The organism is Salipiger pentaromativorans, assembly GCF_024721115.1.
Lineage (GTDB): Bacteria > Pseudomonadota > Alphaproteobacteria > Rhodobacterales > Rhodobacteraceae > Salipiger > Salipiger pentaromativorans.
In genome coordinates, this window is record NZ_JAMDHK010000030.1 from 1 (window position 1) to 14,694 (window position 14,694).

The 14,694-nt window shown below is 63.7% G+C and carries 14 protein-coding genes; 6 read left to right on the forward strand and 8 right to left on the reverse strand.

What is annotated here, in order from left to right:
- Window positions 1-76: 76 nt before the first annotated feature.
- Window positions 77-892 (reverse strand): hypothetical protein, encoded by an 816-nt coding sequence (locus M4578_RS25030; RefSeq protein WP_258095857.1) that lies wholly within the window; start codon window positions 890-892, stop codon window positions 77-79.
- Window positions 893-1,394: 502 nt separating this feature from the next.
- On the opposite strand from M4578_RS25030, the gene M4578_RS25035 reads away from it, so the two are divergent.
- Window positions 1,395-1,937, forward strand: a complete 543-nt coding sequence (locus tag M4578_RS25035) for a recombinase family protein (protein ID WP_258095858.1) — start codon at window positions 1,395-1,397, stop codon at window positions 1,935-1,937.
- 332 nt (window positions 1,938-2,269) lie between these two features.
- Here the strand turns inward: M4578_RS25035 and M4578_RS25040 are convergent, their stop codons facing one another.
- The 7 genes from M4578_RS25040 to M4578_RS25070 all read right to left on the reverse strand — a co-directional run bounded on the left by M4578_RS25040 (window position 2,270) and on the right by M4578_RS25070 (window position 8,342).
- Window positions 2,270-2,689, reverse strand: a complete 420-nt coding sequence (locus M4578_RS25040) for a hypothetical protein (RefSeq protein WP_258095859.1) — start codon at window positions 2,687-2,689, stop codon at window positions 2,270-2,272.
- A 137-nt stretch (window positions 2,690-2,826) separates the two neighbouring features.
- Window positions 2,827-3,363: a YbjQ family protein gene (locus M4578_RS25045; RefSeq protein ID WP_258095860.1), complete on the reverse strand. Its 537-nt coding sequence runs from the start codon at window positions 3,361-3,363 to the stop codon at window positions 2,827-2,829.
- A gap of 499 nt (window positions 3,364-3,862) precedes the next feature.
- On the reverse strand, window positions 3,863-4,798 hold the full coding sequence (locus tag M4578_RS25050; protein ID WP_258095861.1) for a sulfotransferase: 936 nt from the start codon (window positions 4,796-4,798) through the stop codon (window positions 3,863-3,865).
- Window positions 4,799-4,981: 183 nt separating this feature from the next.
- The gene (locus M4578_RS25055; RefSeq protein WP_258095862.1) at window positions 4,982-5,752 is read right to left on the reverse strand and encodes a GntR family transcriptional regulator; all 771 of its coding nucleotides are present in this window, start codon (window positions 5,750-5,752) and stop codon (window positions 4,982-4,984) included.
- Between the two features lie 89 nt (window positions 5,753-5,841).
- Window positions 5,842-6,195, reverse strand: coding sequence for a RidA family protein (locus tag M4578_RS25060; RefSeq protein ID WP_258095863.1), 354 nt, complete (start codon window positions 6,193-6,195; stop codon window positions 5,842-5,844).
- A gap of 111 nt (window positions 6,196-6,306) precedes the next feature.
- Window positions 6,307-7,089 carry a maleate cis-trans isomerase family protein gene (locus M4578_RS25065; RefSeq protein ID WP_258095864.1) on the reverse strand — a complete coding sequence of 261 codons (783 nt, stop codon included), beginning with the start codon at window positions 7,087-7,089 and terminating at the stop codon, window positions 6,307-6,309.
- Window positions 7,090-7,097: 8 nt separating this feature from the next.
- Entirely contained in the window at window positions 7,098-8,342 is a 1,245-nt protein-coding gene (locus M4578_RS25070) for a D-amino acid dehydrogenase (protein WP_258095865.1), read from the reverse strand.
- 473 nt (window positions 8,343-8,815) lie between these two features.
- On the opposite strand from M4578_RS25070, the gene M4578_RS25075 reads away from it, so the two are divergent.
- The 5 genes from M4578_RS25075 (at window position 8,816) to leuD (ending at window position 14,669) form a co-directional block, all read left to right on the forward strand.
- The gene (locus M4578_RS25075) at window positions 8,816-10,036 is read left to right on the forward strand and encodes an amidohydrolase family protein (RefSeq protein WP_258095866.1); all 1,221 of its coding nucleotides are present in this window, start codon (window positions 8,816-8,818) and stop codon (window positions 10,034-10,036) included.
- 71 nt (window positions 10,037-10,107) lie between these two features.
- Window positions 10,108-10,941, forward strand: coding sequence for a cyclase family protein (locus tag M4578_RS25080; RefSeq protein WP_258095867.1), 834 nt, complete (start codon window positions 10,108-10,110; stop codon window positions 10,939-10,941).
- 18 nt (window positions 10,942-10,959) lie between these two features.
- Complete coding sequence (locus tag M4578_RS25085) at window positions 10,960-12,615, forward strand: oxidoreductase (protein WP_258095874.1); 1,656 nt, start codon at window positions 10,960-10,962, stop codon at window positions 12,613-12,615.
- Window positions 12,616-12,652: 37 nt separating this feature from the next.
- A complete protein-coding gene (leuC, locus tag M4578_RS25090; RefSeq protein ID WP_258095868.1) occupies window positions 12,653-14,050 on the forward strand; it encodes a 3-isopropylmalate dehydratase large subunit in 1,398 nt (465 codons plus the stop codon).
- A 1-nt stretch (window position 14,051) separates the two neighbouring features.
- On the forward strand, window positions 14,052-14,669 hold the full coding sequence (gene leuD / locus M4578_RS25095; RefSeq protein ID WP_258095869.1) for a 3-isopropylmalate dehydratase small subunit: 618 nt from the start codon (window positions 14,052-14,054) through the stop codon (window positions 14,667-14,669).
- Window positions 14,670-14,694: the final 25 nt, after the last annotated feature.

Here is a 14,694-nt window from a genome sequence, read left to right on the forward strand (position 1 = left end):
TACGAGCCCAAAATCGGTCCCTGTATGCTAAATCAAAGCCCGATTGCATGGAAATCGGCACAGCCAAAACGGTAGATCAGACGTTCCCTAGGGCAGCATTGATGATAGATGGATAACTAGCCTTTAAGTCTATCTCACAAACATCGAAACCGTTGATCGTGGATGCAAGCCTTTCCTCTTCAGGTGCAGTTTGCCAAGGCCCATAAATCCTGCCGCCATGATCCAAGCGGCCATTGTTGAAAATCCTCCTAGACCAAGCAAACTCACGTCCGTCCCAGAACTGTAAGGGGTTTTTGAGTAGGCAGTTGTTAATCGTTTTCATCTGGGCTTCCAGAGGTTCAATCTGCCCCAAGAACTTCTTGCGGGGAATCCTCTTTCCGCCAGTCTCAGTCTTGCCAGTGTCCCATGTGTCCTTGGCACTTCGGACTTCAACGCATTCACCGAGGCCATGATGTGTGAACTCAAGCCAGTCTGGGGCCAGCTCCGAGTCATAGCTATAAACCCGTGCCAACTTATCAAATCTTGAGGATTTCTGCACCATCCAGATCAGGCCCTTACTTTCGAGAGCGTCCTTCACCTTTCGCATGGTGTCGGCACCATAGGCCCCGCCTGAGTAGAACTCGCTCCTACCTACCCATGAGATCAGGCCATTCTTTGTTTGCGCCCACCTGCAACCAATGAGGAAATCAGAGATGATGTAGTGGTGCTTGTCTCGGCTTGTCTTGCGCATCTCTTTGAGCCTGAAGCCAAGTTCCTCAAGAAGGCCATCTACATATCCATTTGTGTATTCGTCCTTCGGCTTGAAGGCCTTCGGAACTACTATGTCAGCTTTGCATAGTTCGCCGTAGAACTTTGACTCTTTGATCTTGGGTGTTTTGGTTTCGTCTTTCAAATTCGGTTTCTCCAATAGGTATTGGCCCTTCAGAGAGGCTGGGCCTCAGGGCTATTCAATCAATGATGTAGGGAAGCATGGCCGCTCACGCGCCCAAGCATTTGACACAGAAAATCCCGCGATCCTTTCGGGGCGGGTTCCGGGTGGCTTATAGCCTATTGCGCTGGAGCTAAACTCAGGTCTCTCCTGATGCTATCGAGCGCGTTCTCGATAATTAGTATGGGGTGCAGAGAAAGTCAAATACATTCTAGTTATTGAATTAGTTGTGCTGGTTGAGGGCAGTTCTGTCAGTCCTTGAAGGCCACGCGCTGGACCGTGCCACAAGCTGGAACAAGACGCCGGTTCCCTGCCTGCCTTCGCCTCTCCCGGATACCTTTTGAGTAGAGCCTAGCGTTACTGGTGCTTGTTACCGGATTGGTGGTAACAATAGGATCATTTTTCTTGCTAATGATACTAGAATCACATTAGTCTAGATTCAAAAGTTACCACCTTGGAGGTTACTATGGCTGTTGTGGGTTATCGTCGCGTTAGCAGTGTGGGTCAGAACTTGGACCGTCAGGACCTCGGGCAGGTCGATAAGGTCTTTGAAGAGAAGCTGTCAGGCAAGAGCGCCAAGGATCGCCCAGCGCTGCAATCGCTCCTGGACTACATCCGAGAGGGTGACAGTGTTGTGGTCTTCTCTATCGACCGCCTTGCCCGTGACCTGAGGGACCTTCAGGACATTATCCAGCACGTCAACGACAAGGGCGCTTCTATTGCCTTCCTCTCGGAGGGCCTGACCTTCTCTGCTGACAAGGAAGATGCCTTCGCTAGGTTGCAACTTCAGATGATGGGGGCCTTTGCCGAGTTCGAACGCAATATTATCCGCAAGCGTCAGGCTGAGGGGATCGCCAAGGCTAAGATCAAAGGGGTGTACAAGGGCAGGAAGCCCAGCATCGACCGAGACCAAGTTCACGCTTTGAAGGCTGAGGGGTTGTCTACCTACAAAATCGCTGACCAGATGGGTATTAGTCGCATGTCCGTGCATCGCATCTTGAACGGGTAAGTTGCGTTTTCAGTGATGGTAAGGACCTCGCGAAAAACGATGGGTCCCTCTCGCGTTTAAGCGGGTGGGGCTGAATTTGAACTTGCAGTGGCCTGTCGCTTCTAGATGAAAATTTTACAAAGCTTTTTTGAGGTGGATATAGGCGTCGAATCCATTTCTTGGAGGGTCATGGGGCACTACCTTGTCAACTATTTCTCCCTTGTAAGGTTGTCCTACTTCCGGAAGTTTTATCTCAAAGTAGGTCGTGCACAAACCTCCAGCGTGCTGAACATAAATTCTCATGTCTCTCTCCAGTCAGGGGCCAAGTCTTAGCGCTGCGTCGGTGTGGTGGCTTAGGGGCGGTTTGCCCTCATTGCTGAACCAAAAACCATCAATACTATTCCTAAGAAAAGCGCGATGGTGCTGAAAATGACTAGTTTCTCAGTGGAAGTTTCAGATATTCCGAATGGTGCTGCCTTTTCTCGAAACCAATATACAAGTGCAGCGACTGGAATGAAGAATACAGAAGCGCCGAGGATGAGCAGTCCTTTAGAGATCAGACTCCTTATGCTAGTGGAAGTGACCGCGAGAATGACGCCAAAAATGACTAAACCGAAGAGAATTATATAAGAGATCAGGATTGCGTTGTTGGACTGAGGTTCAAAACCCAGGACAAGTAGGAAAAGCCCGGCGCCTGCCATTAGAAGCCCGAAAGAGAACCCAATAAATAGTCTCGCAACCATTGCAAATTTCCCTGCTTGTAGGTGACTCATCCATTATGCTCAGCGCGTTGACATAGGAATGGACTTGTTACACGCCTAGTGTAGACAATTTCCCATGGAGTTGTGCCACGCTACAAGCGATTGATCGCAGTCACAACTCTACGAAGTTCGTTGTTGCTTCAATGCCTCTATTGACCCTCGTTGACGCATTGTAGACGGACAGCGGTACCAGACGCCACAAGCATCACCATGCTGCCTGCCGCGCTGAGTTCTACGTAGTCCAAATCAACACCAACAACGGCATTGGCACCTACCGCATGGGCCTCCCTCTTGAGTTCATAGAGGGCGGTTCTTCTGGCGTCTCGCATGGTCTTCTGAACGGCTTCGGACCGTCCTCCTACAATGTCCCGGACACCCGCAAACAGGTCCTTGAAGATGTTCATGCCAAAGGCACACTCAGCAGTGACGATCTCTATACGCTCGGTGATGGGCAGGTCAGGTGCTGTCTCTGTGGTTAGGAGAATTTTGGTTATACTTTCTTCTCGCTCCCGAGAAGCTTGTTGTTCACGTTGGCTCTCGATGGAGTAATGTGGATGACCTTCAGGCCACTTATCGGCAGATATGCAATCCTTGCAACGCCTATGCTGATCCCCTTGCCAGAATGACAAATTCCCACCGCAGCTAATACACTCTGACATTGGCTCACCCCACTTTGGATTGACCATCACACATCCTATGGGAGTGGGCAAGCTAGGCTACTCGGGCGGTTTGGATTGGCACACATTTTGGCACACATTGGCACACATCTTGCAGGATTCGGCCCCAAGGTGCTATCAGTGCGCTGGATGCAATTGGATCATGGTAGACGCAGCCTAGCCGGAAAAATTCTTTAATTTTGAGGGCTTGATAGTGCGAAGCACGTTAGCGTTGAGGTCGCTGTGGGGTAACTCCCGTGGAAGTTCGAGTCTTCTCGACCGCACCAGCTTTGATCGGCCTAGCGCGATGCGCGACTTCAGGCTGTTTGTGGCTCGACGCTTTTTCTGTCACCTCTAGCATGCCGGCGGACAGTGTCTGAAATGACGCCGAAGGGCGTTCGTCCCGAAATTCGGAGGATCACGGACTGCCAGGCTTTTCAAAGCCGCTGTGAGTGCGGCCTTCGTATACGGCCGCTCATGGACCCCTTGGCACCGCACGGCCCGTGGCCCGGCTGGTGATGACCCGCACTCAGCCGATCAGGCGTCGGACGAGGCCTGGTTTTCCCTGTGCGTGCAGCAGCTTGAGGACAGCTTCGGGCGACAGGCGCGCGTAATATTGCGCCTCCGATGCCGATTCCGCGAGTGAGATGCCGAAGGTCTCGGAAATCCACCGCACCTCCTCGCGCGAGGTCGTCCGCACCGCCTGTTTCGCCTTTTCGGGGAGGGTGAACTTCGTGCCACCGATCTCGAAGATCAGCCGGGCCTGGAACGGCGCATATCCGTATTCCTGCTCGAACCGCGCGCGGATCTCCGCCAGCAGGGCGCCGTCCATCGTCAGGCTTTCGTTCACCTGTTCGCGCGGGATCTCCCTGGCCAGCGCGTCGTAGCCCAGGGTAGAGAGGAAATCCTGTGCCGCGCCGTTGCGTTTGGCCTCGGCGAAGTCGCGCACCACCAGATCCCGGCCGGTCGCCACAAAGGCGGAGAGCGCGGTCTTCTGATTGTGCCAGCGCGGATCCTTGACGGTTTCGGCCAGACGCCGGTAGCCCATCTTGATGGATTGCTGCGCCGCGCTGATCGCGGCATCGACCGGGTGCCGGACGTAACAGACGAAGACCGGCGTGAACCCCGCCTCCTCGAAACGCTGTGCCACGGTCTCGGCTGCGGCACCGATGTTGAACAGATATTCGCAGGAGAGCACCACATCGCCCTTGGCGACCTGGATCTGCTCCCAGAGCGCCGTGGCGAGGGACGCAGCCTTCGGCCGGTCGATGGCGCGTTTCCGCAGGTGATGATGGTCGGCGCCTTGCGGATGGAACAGCGCGATCGCCGCGGGCGTGTTGCAGTGCTCCGTCTTCGGATGGACCAGTCCGTGCTTCAGGAGCAACGCGCCATGCGCGTCCAGCGCCGTCTGGATCGCGGTGGTGCCCGTCTTGGGCATCCCGATATGAAGGAAGGCGCGCTTCACTGCCTCATCCTAGCCTTTGTCGCAAAGTGGCCCTTGCCGTCTACCTGTCGTTCCTCTGCACGTCCCTCGGTCGGAGGGGGCGCAGAGAGGCTCCCGCACATAACCCGATGACGCGGCGATATGCGAGCCGGAAACGGCGGTGACCGCGCCGGCGCGCGCAAAATGGCCGGTGGCGGGGGCTGGTCAGGCGCCGCCTTTGTCGCGTGTGGCGGCGCTGCGCCCGGTGTGCGAGATGAACAGCTTGGCCGCGCCTTCCTTGAGAATGTCGAACAGCTCTTCCTGCCGGCGCACGATGATGCTGCGCAGGGTGGCGATGGCCTTGGCCTCGTCGCGTTCGCGCAGCACTGACAGCAGGTCGCCATGCTGGCGATAGCTGTCGCGATGGTTCTGATCCGCCTCGCTCGGCGCCCAGCGGATGAAATGGATCTGGGCATTCAGCCGACGCAGCGCCTCGACCAGCTTGTCGTTGTGGCTGAGCCCGACCAGCCGCTCGTGGAAATGTTCGTCGGCAGCGATGCGTTCGGAGGGGCTGGTCTTGTCGCTACAGATGTCGAACCGCGCCCAGTCCGCCTGCAATGCCGCGATCTCGTCGTCGGTTGCCCGCTGCACGGCCAGCCGGACGCCCTCGGTCTCCAGGATCACCCGCAGCTCGTAGAGGTTGACGATCTCGTCGGCGTCGATCTTGGGGCGGTAATAGCCCAGTGCGGGTTCGAAGCGCAGCAGATCTTCCATCACCAGCCGGTTCAGCGCCTCGCGCACCGGGGTGCGGCTGACGCCGAAGCGCTTGGCGAGATCGCCTTCATTCAGCCGTTCGTCCGGTTTGATTTCATAGGAAAAGATCAGATCGCGCAGCCCTTCGTAGGTCCGCCGCAGCGCCGCTCCCCGGGGGCTGCCGCCAGACGCCTTGCGGGGCTTGGTGCGGGCGGGCTTTGCGGGGGCGTCGGTGCTGCTCATGCTCTGGTCCTTGGAACTGTTCGGGGCAGAGATACCAGAAAGGGGAGCGGGCCGCATCCGGCCCGTTCCCAAACCTTGCACCACGGGGTTCAGAGCGCGGCGATGACCTGGATTTCCACGGTGAAATCCGGGGCGGCGAGCTTCGATTCCACGCAGGCGCGGCACGGGGTGGCGCCGGGGGTGACCCAGGCGTCCCACACCGCGTTCATTTCGTTGAAGGTCGACATATCGGCCAGCCAGATCGTAGCGGTGAGCAGCTTGTCCTTGCTGCTGCCGGCCTGTTCCAGCAGGGCGTCGAGCCGGTCGAGGATGTCCTTGGTCTGCTCGGCGACCGGCGCCCCGGGGGCGCCCAGAGCCACCTGGCCCGCGGTGTAGACGGTATTGCCGTGGATCGCGGCCTGGCTCATCCGGGGGCCCACATCGAGGCGTTTCACTTCGGTCATTTCAGTCTCCTTGGTTGTCGAACGGCGTTTCGCCGTGGGATCGGGCCCGCCAGGGAAAGGCGGGCGCCGGAAGGTCGGGCGTACCCGGCATGTCTGCGTTTTGGCGCGGCTTCACGCTGCGGGCAAGGTGAAGAGCCGCCCGGCGCCGGGAATGACGTCGTCGATCCCCGCCAGACGCAGGCAATGCCAGGCCAGCGCGTGGTCGCTGGAGGTCACCGGCAGCCCGGCGGCGGCCTCGATGGCCGCGACCTGCTCGCTCAGCCGCAGCGAGGTGCAGGAAATGAACACCGCATCCAGATCGGTCGCGGCGGCCAGCGCCGCCACGCCCTCCTGGATCGACTCGAGCCGGATGCGGGCCGCCTCGCGATCGTCGAGCTTGTTGTAGGTGCCGAAGGCGGCGACGGGGATGCCCTTTTCGGTCAGGTAGCCGCGTACCACCTCGTTGACCTCGGGCGCGTAGGGGGTCAGCACGCCGATCCGTCGCGATCCGAGCGCGCGGAAGGCGGCGGCGGCGGCGGTCGCCGGGGTGGTGCAGGCGATGCCCGGGCGGACCTTGCGGATCTCCTCGAAAATGCGCGCCTCGCCCATCGCCATGGTGGCGGCGGTGCAGCCGAACCCCACCACGTCGAGCGGCAGCCCGGGCAGGATCAGCTCGGTCGCCGGGGCAATGCGCGGACCGATGGCGTGCAGCGCCTCGGTGGTGATCTCGACATCGTTGAAGACCCGGGTGCAGTACAGCCCGACCCCGTCGAGCGGCAGCAGCCGGCGGAATTCCAGCTCCATCGTCTGGTCGGTGGCCAGGACCAGAAGCCCGATGGCGGCGCGTGCGGCGGCGCCGCCATCGAGGGTGCAGGGCAGGGTGCCCAGATCGGTGAAATCGCAAGTCTCTCGCATGACGGGCCTCAGCTATCGTTGATGGTGGCGAGGTCGAGCGCGGCGGGCCGCCCGGCGATGGCATCGGCCAGAAGCCGGGCCGAGCCGTGCGACATGGTCCAGCCGATGTGGCCATGCCCGGTATCGTACCAGAGGTTGCGGTGTTTGCGCCGCCCGATGAACGGCAGGTTGGTGGGGGTCATCGGCCGCAGCCCCGCCCACATATGCGGGCGGTCGTGATCGGCGCCCTCGGGATAAAGCTCGCGCGCGACCGAGGCCATGAAGGTGAAATCCGCGGGCTTGTGGCTGCGGTCGTAACCGGCGATTTCGGCGGTGGCGGTGACCCGGACCTCGTTGCCGAAACGCGAGATCGCGACCAGGTTCTCCTCATCGACCGACCCGATGGTCGGCGGTTTCGGGTTGTCGCCGATGGGCAGGGTCAGCGAATAGCCCTTGACCGGATAGATCGGCAGCGGCTCGCCGATCTTGCGCGACAGCGCGGCGCTGCCGTTGCCGAGGGCAAGCACGTAAAGATCGGCTTTCAGCGTGCCGGCGCTTGTGGTGACCGAGGTCACCTCGTCGCCCTCCGTCTCGATCGAGAGCACCGTTTCGCCGGTGCGGATCTCGGCGCCGTTCTTTTCCAGATGCCCGGCGAGCGCGGCGGTGAAGCGCGTGCAGCTCCCGGTCTCGTCGGTCGGACAATACACCCCGCCGGCGATCTTCTCGCCGACCGAGGCCAGGGCGGGCTCCAGCGCCAGAACCTGGGCGCGATCGAGGATCTCGAGCCGTTGGCCGAGCCGCTCGAGGATTCTCATGTGCTCGATGCCGGCGGCCAGCCGCGCGGGGGTGCGGTAGAAATACAGAACGCCCCGGTCGATGCGGTCATAGGCGATGTCGAGCGCGCGAAGCGTTTCGTGCAGGATGCTTTGCGAATAAGAGGCCAGCCGGAACTTGTTCTGCGTATTTGTATCCGAATGCGATTTTGTGCACTCGCGCAGGAACTTCAGCGACCAGGACCAGAGCTGTGGGTCGAGTGAGGGGCGAAAGCGCAGCGCCTGATTGGGCAATAGCAGCGATTTCAGCAGGATCATCGGCGCGGCGGGCGATGACCAGGTAAAGGAATGCCCGGGGGCGACCATGCCGGCATTGCCCCAGCTCGTTTCGGTGCCGACGCTGTCGTTCTTCTCGATCAGAGTGATGTCATGCCCGTCTTTCCAAAGCTCATATGCGGCAGTGACGCCCACGACGCCCCCACCCAGAATGGCAATCTTCATTCGGCTCTCCGCTGCTTGCCGCGCGGGAGGAGTTTTTCTGTTATCTCTCGCACGCGATTCTGAATGCAGATAAAAATACAAATATGGATTTAAGGTGAGTCAATCTATCGGCACCATGCCCCTACGCATCGGTCTGCGAAAACGCCGCCTTTGCCCGATGCGTGGGCAGTTCCGGCGGTTGGCAGGGCAGATCGACGACGCGGCCCGCGCCGGCGCGGACATAGGCAAAACCAATGTTGCCGATAAGTTGTCTGCGGGACCGCCAAACGCGATGGTCCTCCCGAGGCAGCGGCGCGCCGACATCCTGGGCCGACCGCCGCCGATCATGACAGCGACATCCGAGACATCCGCACACCGGCCGGGCGCCGGGCGGAGCCGGCTGTCTGTGGCACGGCCGGGCGCGGGGCCCGGACGGAATGGGCGTGCCGCCGGGACTCTGGCCCGGCGCCGCAAGCGGACGAGGACAAGACGCCGTGCAAGTGACCTTTCGGCCCCCACCAGACGACCGGCTGATCCTCTGCGGGCCGCTGATCGACGGCACCGGCGCGCCGGCGCTGCCCGCCGGTCAGATGATCCACATCCGCGGCGACCGCATCGCCGCCATCGGCCCGGCGACGGCGTTCGAGGGGGTCGTGGCCGAGCGCTGCGACTGGAGCGCCTTCACCGTCCTGCCGGGCTATGTCGATATGCATGACCACGTGCATCTGCGCATGGCCGATCTCGCGCGGTTCGAGGGGCTGACACGCCAGTCGGATGCGCAGCTTGCCCTGAACGGGGTCGAGACCTGCCGCATCGCGCTCAGCGGCGGGATCACGACGATGCGTGACATGGGCGGCTGTACCGGCATCGCGGCGGCGGTCCGCGCGGCGGTGGATGACGGGCGGGTGACCGGCCCGCGCATGCTGATCGTCGGCAGTGCCATCACGCGGACCGGCGGGCATGGCTGGCAGTTCGGGCTCGAGGCCGATGGCGCCGAGGGCTGGCGGCTGGCGGTGCGCAAGCTGCTGAAGGGCGGGGCCGACTGGATCAAGCTCTGCGTCTCGGGCGGGATCACCGACCGGGATTCGGGGCCCGAGGATACCGATCCGACCCGTGCCGAGATTGCCGCCGCCATCGACGAGGCACACCGGCGGGGCCGGAAGGTTTCGGCCCATCTATATGGCGGCGTCGGGTTCGACTGGGCGATGGAGGCGGGGCTCGATGTGCTCGAGCACGGTCTCTATCTTACGGCAGAGCAGTTCCGCCGCATGGCGCATCAGGGCACGGGTCTGATCTCGACCGTGGGCACCATCGAGGCGGCGACAACGCTGCCGGGCATCGCCGAGGCGATGCGGCCGAAATTCCAGGATGCGCTCGACCGGGTGCCCGGCATGCTGCGCGATGCGCGCGCCGCCGGCGTGAAAATCGCCCTTGGCACCGACATGCTGCATGGCCGCATGGACGTGGAAATGACCCATCTCGTCGCGGCCGGGTACAGCGCGCTCGAGACGATCCGCGCGGCGACGCTCTCGGGGGCCGAGATGCTGGGGCTGGAGGACGATCTGGGCTCCATCGCGCCCGGCAAGCTGGCGGATCTGGTGGCCGTCGCGGGCGATCCCCTGACCGACATCCGCGCTGCCGGCGAGGTGCGTCGGGTGATGAAGGGCGGGGTCTGCATGCCCGTCGCGCGCCCGGCGCGCGCGGTTATCCCGTGACCGTCCGAACCGCCGCCCCCGGCCCTGGGGCCCTGCGCCATCCACAACCTGCCAGCATTGGAGAAGCCAAGATGACCGAACACATGCACACGAAACTGTCGAACACCATCGTCGATACCGGCACGATCGAGGGTCTGCTGACCAGCGGCCGTTTTTACGAACTGGGCCACCCGTTCGAGCAGGGGATGACACATAGCCCCAATCACCCGCCGTTCCTCTATTCGCTGGTCAAGAAGCACAGCGATTTTGTCAGGGGCAGTTTCAGCGCCGCGAGCGACATCATCGCGATGGGGCTGCATCAGGGCACGCATATCGACGCGCTTGGCCATGTCTCGGAAGATTGCCGGATCCACGGTGGCGGCGATGCCCGCGCGCGGCAGGATCTGAACATCGGCCTGACCGACAAGGACATCTGTTCGCTGACGCCGGTCTTCGGCCGTGGGCGGCTGCTGGATGTGGCGGGGTTCAAGGGCAAGGCGTTCCTGGACGAAGGCTATGAGATTTCCGCCGAAGATCTGGCCGCCACCGCCGAGAGTCAGGGCATCCGGCTGGAACCGGGCGATGTGGCGCTTGTGCGGACGGGCTGGGCCAATCTGTTCCACGACGAGGCACGGTATTACGCCTATCGCGGCCCCTCCTATGCCGGGGTGGCGCCGGACGGGGCGCAATGGCTGGTGGATCAGGGCGTGCGCGCAGTGGGTGCCGACAACGCCGCCTTCGAGCCGCGCAATCCCGAAGGGCCGGTGCACCAGCTTCTGCTGGTCCGGGCAGGGGTGCCGATCATGGAGAACCTGTTTCTGAACGAACTGGCCGAGACCAAGATCTACACCTTCCTCTATGTGGGCATCCCGCTGCGCATCGTCGGGGCGACCGGCTCGCCGCTGCGGCCGCTCGCCATCGTCTGAGGGCGAGTCTTCTTGAACGTGCAGCCCCATCTTTCGCCTCTGTTCCAGCCGCTTGCGGTCGGTCCGGTGGTTTTGCCGAACCGGATCATGCTGCCGGCGATGACGACGCGGCTTGCCGGCGCGACGGGCGAGGTCTCGCCCGGACTTCTGGCCTATTACGAGGCCCGGGCGCGTGGCGGTGCCGGGCTGGTCATGGTCGAGATGGCGGAGCCGATGGAGACCGCCGGGGCACGGAGCCACGGGCTGGCGCTCTGGTCCGACGCGCATGTGGCGGGGCTGTCCCGGCTTGCGGCGCGTCTGCGTGCCGCCGGGGCCTGCGCGGGATTGCAGATCGGGATCGCGCCTTTGCGCGGTGCCGATGGCGGCAGGCAGGCACTGGCGGATCTGACGCAGGGCGATCTGGAACGGGTGGCGGCGGCCTGCGCCGGCGCGATGCGCCGCGCCGGCGCCGCGGGCTTCGATGTGGTCGAGATCCAGGCCAGCTATGGCAAGCTGCTGCACCAGTTCCTCAGCCCGCTGACCAATCGCCGCCGCGACGCGTATGGCGGGCCGCTGCCCAATCGTCTGCGGCTTGTGCTCGAGGTCGTGCGGGCCTGCCGCGCGGCGGCCGCGCCGGGCATGGCGCTTGGCATCCGGATCAGCGGCGACGATCTGGTCCCCGGCGGCGTGACCGGCGACGAGGCGGTAGAGCTGGCGGGGCTGGCGGTCGCGGCGGGGGTCGATCTGGTCAACGTGGGGATGGGCTCGCGGCAGAACCAGGCGATGATGGCCCCGACGATGGAGCATGCGGCGGGGCTCTTTCTGCCGCAGATTGCTCGGATCCGCGCGGCGGTCCCGGTGCCGGTCGCCGGAGCGGGCCGCATCCACCGGCTTGATCTGGCCGAGGCCGCGCTGGCCGCCGGTCAACTCGACATCGTGGCGGTGGGGCGGCAGCTCATCGCCGATCCGGACTGGCCGAACAAGCTGCGCGCGGGGCGGGCCGAGACGGCGCGGCCCTGTATCTCGTGCAACACCTGCATCGAGACGGTGCGCGCCGGGGGGCGGCTGAGCTGCCTGGTCAACGGCTTTGCTGGGCGCGAGACGGAGCTGAATGAACGCTCCGCCGCCGCGCCGCGCAAGCTGCTGGTGATCGGGGCCGGGCCGGCGGGGCTGGAAGCCGCGCGCCTGGCCGCGCGGCGCGGCCACCGGGTCACCCTCTGGGAACGCCGCCGTGCCGCCGGAGGCGCGCTGCGCCTTGCGGCGCTGGCGCCGCGCTTCCAATGGGCGCGCCCCAGGGCGGAGGTGCTGGAGCGCTTTGTCCGGTATCTGGAAACCGCGGCACGGGCCGAGGGGGTGGCGATCACCTATGGGCAGCGTGCGACCGCGGCGCGGATCGCGGCTTTCGGCGCGGATGTCACCATTCTCGCGACCGGCGCGCGCTATCGTTTCGGGCTGGGCCTTGTGGTGCCGCTGCTGCTCAGAGCGGGGCTGCTGCGGCGCTGGCCGTTGCGCGGGCTCGCGCGGTCGGAGCGGCTGCACGATCTGTTTCTCTACCGGCTGCGGCGGCGTGACGACCGGCTCGCGCGGCGGCTCGTGGCTCTGGGGTGCGAGATCGAAACTCTGGGCGACGGTGCCGCGCCGGGCAAGACGCAACAGGCCATCGCGGCCGCCACCGAATGCGCGACGCGCCTCTAGGTGCATGCGGACATACAGGACAGGACGGGAGGAGCCCATGGCCGAGACGATGTATGACAAGATATGGAACGCCCACGCCATCGTGGAGCGGGACGACGGGCAGACGCTGCTTTATGTGCCGCGCCACATCGTGCAGGAAGGATCGCGTTTCGCCTTCGAGTTCCTGCAGGATCGCGGCCTGACGGTGCGCCGTCCACGGCAGATGCTCGCCTCTCCGCAGATGAGCATTTCGACCCGTCGGCGGGACATCGAAGAGATCACCAACCCCGACCAGCGTCTGACCGTGGAGCTGCTGATCGAGAATACCCGCAAATTCGGTGTCACCCATTACGGGCTCGACGATCCCCGGCAGGGGATCGTGCATGTGGTGGCGCCCGAGCTGGGCTTTGTCCAGCCGGGCACGGTTCTGATCATCGGGGATTCCCACACCTGCACCGCGGGCGCCATGGGCACGCTGGCCATCGGGGTCGGGGCGACGGATGTGCTGCATGTGTTGGCGACGCAATCCATCTGGCAGCGCAAGATGCGCAGCCTGCGGATCACCGTGGATGGCATCTTGCCCGAGGGGGTCACCGCCAAGGATGTGATCCTGACCATCGTCGGACGGATCGGGGCCAATGGCGGCAAGGGCCATGTGTTCGAATACGCGGGATCGGCGATCCGGGCGATGTCGGTCGAAGAGCGGCTGACCGTCTGCAACATGTCGATCGAGGCCGGCGCCCGTTCGGGGATGATCGCGCCGGACGACACGACCTTCGATTATCTGGCGGGTCGGCAGTTCGCGCCGCGGGGGGCCTCCTGGGACCGTGCCCTGCGCTACTGGCGCAGCCTGCCCTCGGACGAGGCGGCGCGGTTCGATCGCGAGATCCATATCGACGCCGCCACGCTGGCCCCCATGGTGACCTGGGGCACCAGCCCCGAGGATGTGGTGCCGGTGGACGGGCGCATCCCCGACCCGCGTGCAGAGCCCGATGCGGAACGGCGGGCCCATATGGAGAAGACGCTGGGCTATATGGGGCTGGCGCCCGGCACGCCGGTGACCGACATCGCGGTCGATCAGGTCTTCATCGGGTCCTGCACCAACGCAAGGATCGAGGATCTGCGCGCAGCCTCGGCGATGATCCGGGGGCGCCGCGCGGTTGTGCCGGCCTTCGTGGTGCCGGGCTCGACCCAGGTCAAGCACATGGCCGAGGCCGAGGGGCTGGACGTGATCTTTCGCAAGGCCGGGTTCGGCTGGGGCGAGGCGAGCTGTTCCATGTGCGTGGGCATGAACGGCGACACGGTCGGGGCCGGAAAGCGCTGCGTCGCCACGATCTCGCGCAGCGCCGCCGGGCGGCAGGGCAGAGGCAGCCGCACGCATCTGGTCAGCCCCGCCGCCGCAGCCGCCGCCGCGCTGACCGGGCGCATCACCGACATTCGCAAGATGGGAGCCTGAGATGGAGCCGTTCACTGTGCTGGATGCCGCCGCCGCGCCGCTCGATATGTCCAATGTCGATACCGGGCTGATCATCCCCGCCCGCTTCACCCGCAAGCCGCGCCGCAGCGGCTATCAGGACTATCTCTTCCACGACCTGCGGTTCCGCAAGGACGGCAGCGAGGCGCCGGGGTTTGTACTGAACAGGGAGGGCTTTCGCGACGCCCGCATTCTTGTCGCGGATCGCAATTTCGGCGCCGGGTCGAGCCGGGAACAGGCGGTCTGGAGCCTGCTCGACTACGGGATCCGCTGCGTGATCGCGGCGGATTTCGGCGAGATCCTCGAGGCCAATGCGCTGAAATGCGGGCTGCTGCCGGTGCGGCTCGACGCCGAAAGCTGCCTGCATCTGCGCGGCCTGCTGCATGCGGAGCCCGGCGCGCGTATCCGGGTGGATCTTGCCGCGCAGCGCGTGACCGGCCCGGATGGGGTCGCCTATGGTTTCGACATCCCGCCGTTCCGCAAGACCTGCCTGCTGGGCGGTCTGGACGATATCGACATCACCCGCCAGCACGATGCCGCGTTCCTGGCCTTCGAGACCGCTTACAGGCAGCGCTACGACTGGCTGTTCGACGCGGAGTGACGCTTGGCGCGGGGGGGGGGGCGGG

Coding starts and splice junctions, on each gene's coding strand:
- M4578_RS25035 (WP_258095858.1), top strand. CDS start 1,395: ATGGCTGTTGTGGGTTATCGTCGCGTTAGCAGTGTGGGTCAGAACTTG.
- M4578_RS25040 (WP_258095859.1), bottom strand. CDS start 2,689: ATGAGTCACCTACAAGCAGGGAAATTTGCAATGGTTGCGAGACTATTT.
- M4578_RS25045 (WP_258095860.1), bottom strand. CDS start 3,363: ATGGTCAATCCAAAGTGGGGTGAGCCAATGTCAGAGTGTATTAGCTGC.
- M4578_RS25055 (WP_258095862.1), bottom strand. CDS start 5,752: ATGAGCAGCACCGACGCCCCCGCAAAGCCCGCCCGCACCAAGCCCCGC.
- M4578_RS25060 (WP_258095863.1), bottom strand. CDS start 6,195: ATGACCGAAGTGAAACGCCTCGATGTGGGCCCCCGGATGAGCCAGGCC.
- M4578_RS25065 (WP_258095864.1), bottom strand. CDS start 7,089: ATGCGAGAGACTTGCGATTTCACCGATCTGGGCACCCTGCCCTGCACC.
- M4578_RS25070 (WP_258095865.1), bottom strand. CDS start 8,342: ATGAAGATTGCCATTCTGGGTGGGGGCGTCGTGGGCGTCACTGCCGCA.
- M4578_RS25080 (WP_258095867.1), top strand. CDS start 10,108: ATGACCGAACACATGCACACGAAACTGTCGAACACCATCGTCGATACC.
- leuC (WP_258095868.1), top strand. CDS start 12,653: ATGGCCGAGACGATGTATGACAAGATATGGAACGCCCACGCCATCGTG.
- leuD (WP_258095869.1), top strand. CDS start 14,052: ATGGAGCCGTTCACTGTGCTGGATGCCGCCGCCGCGCCGCTCGATATG.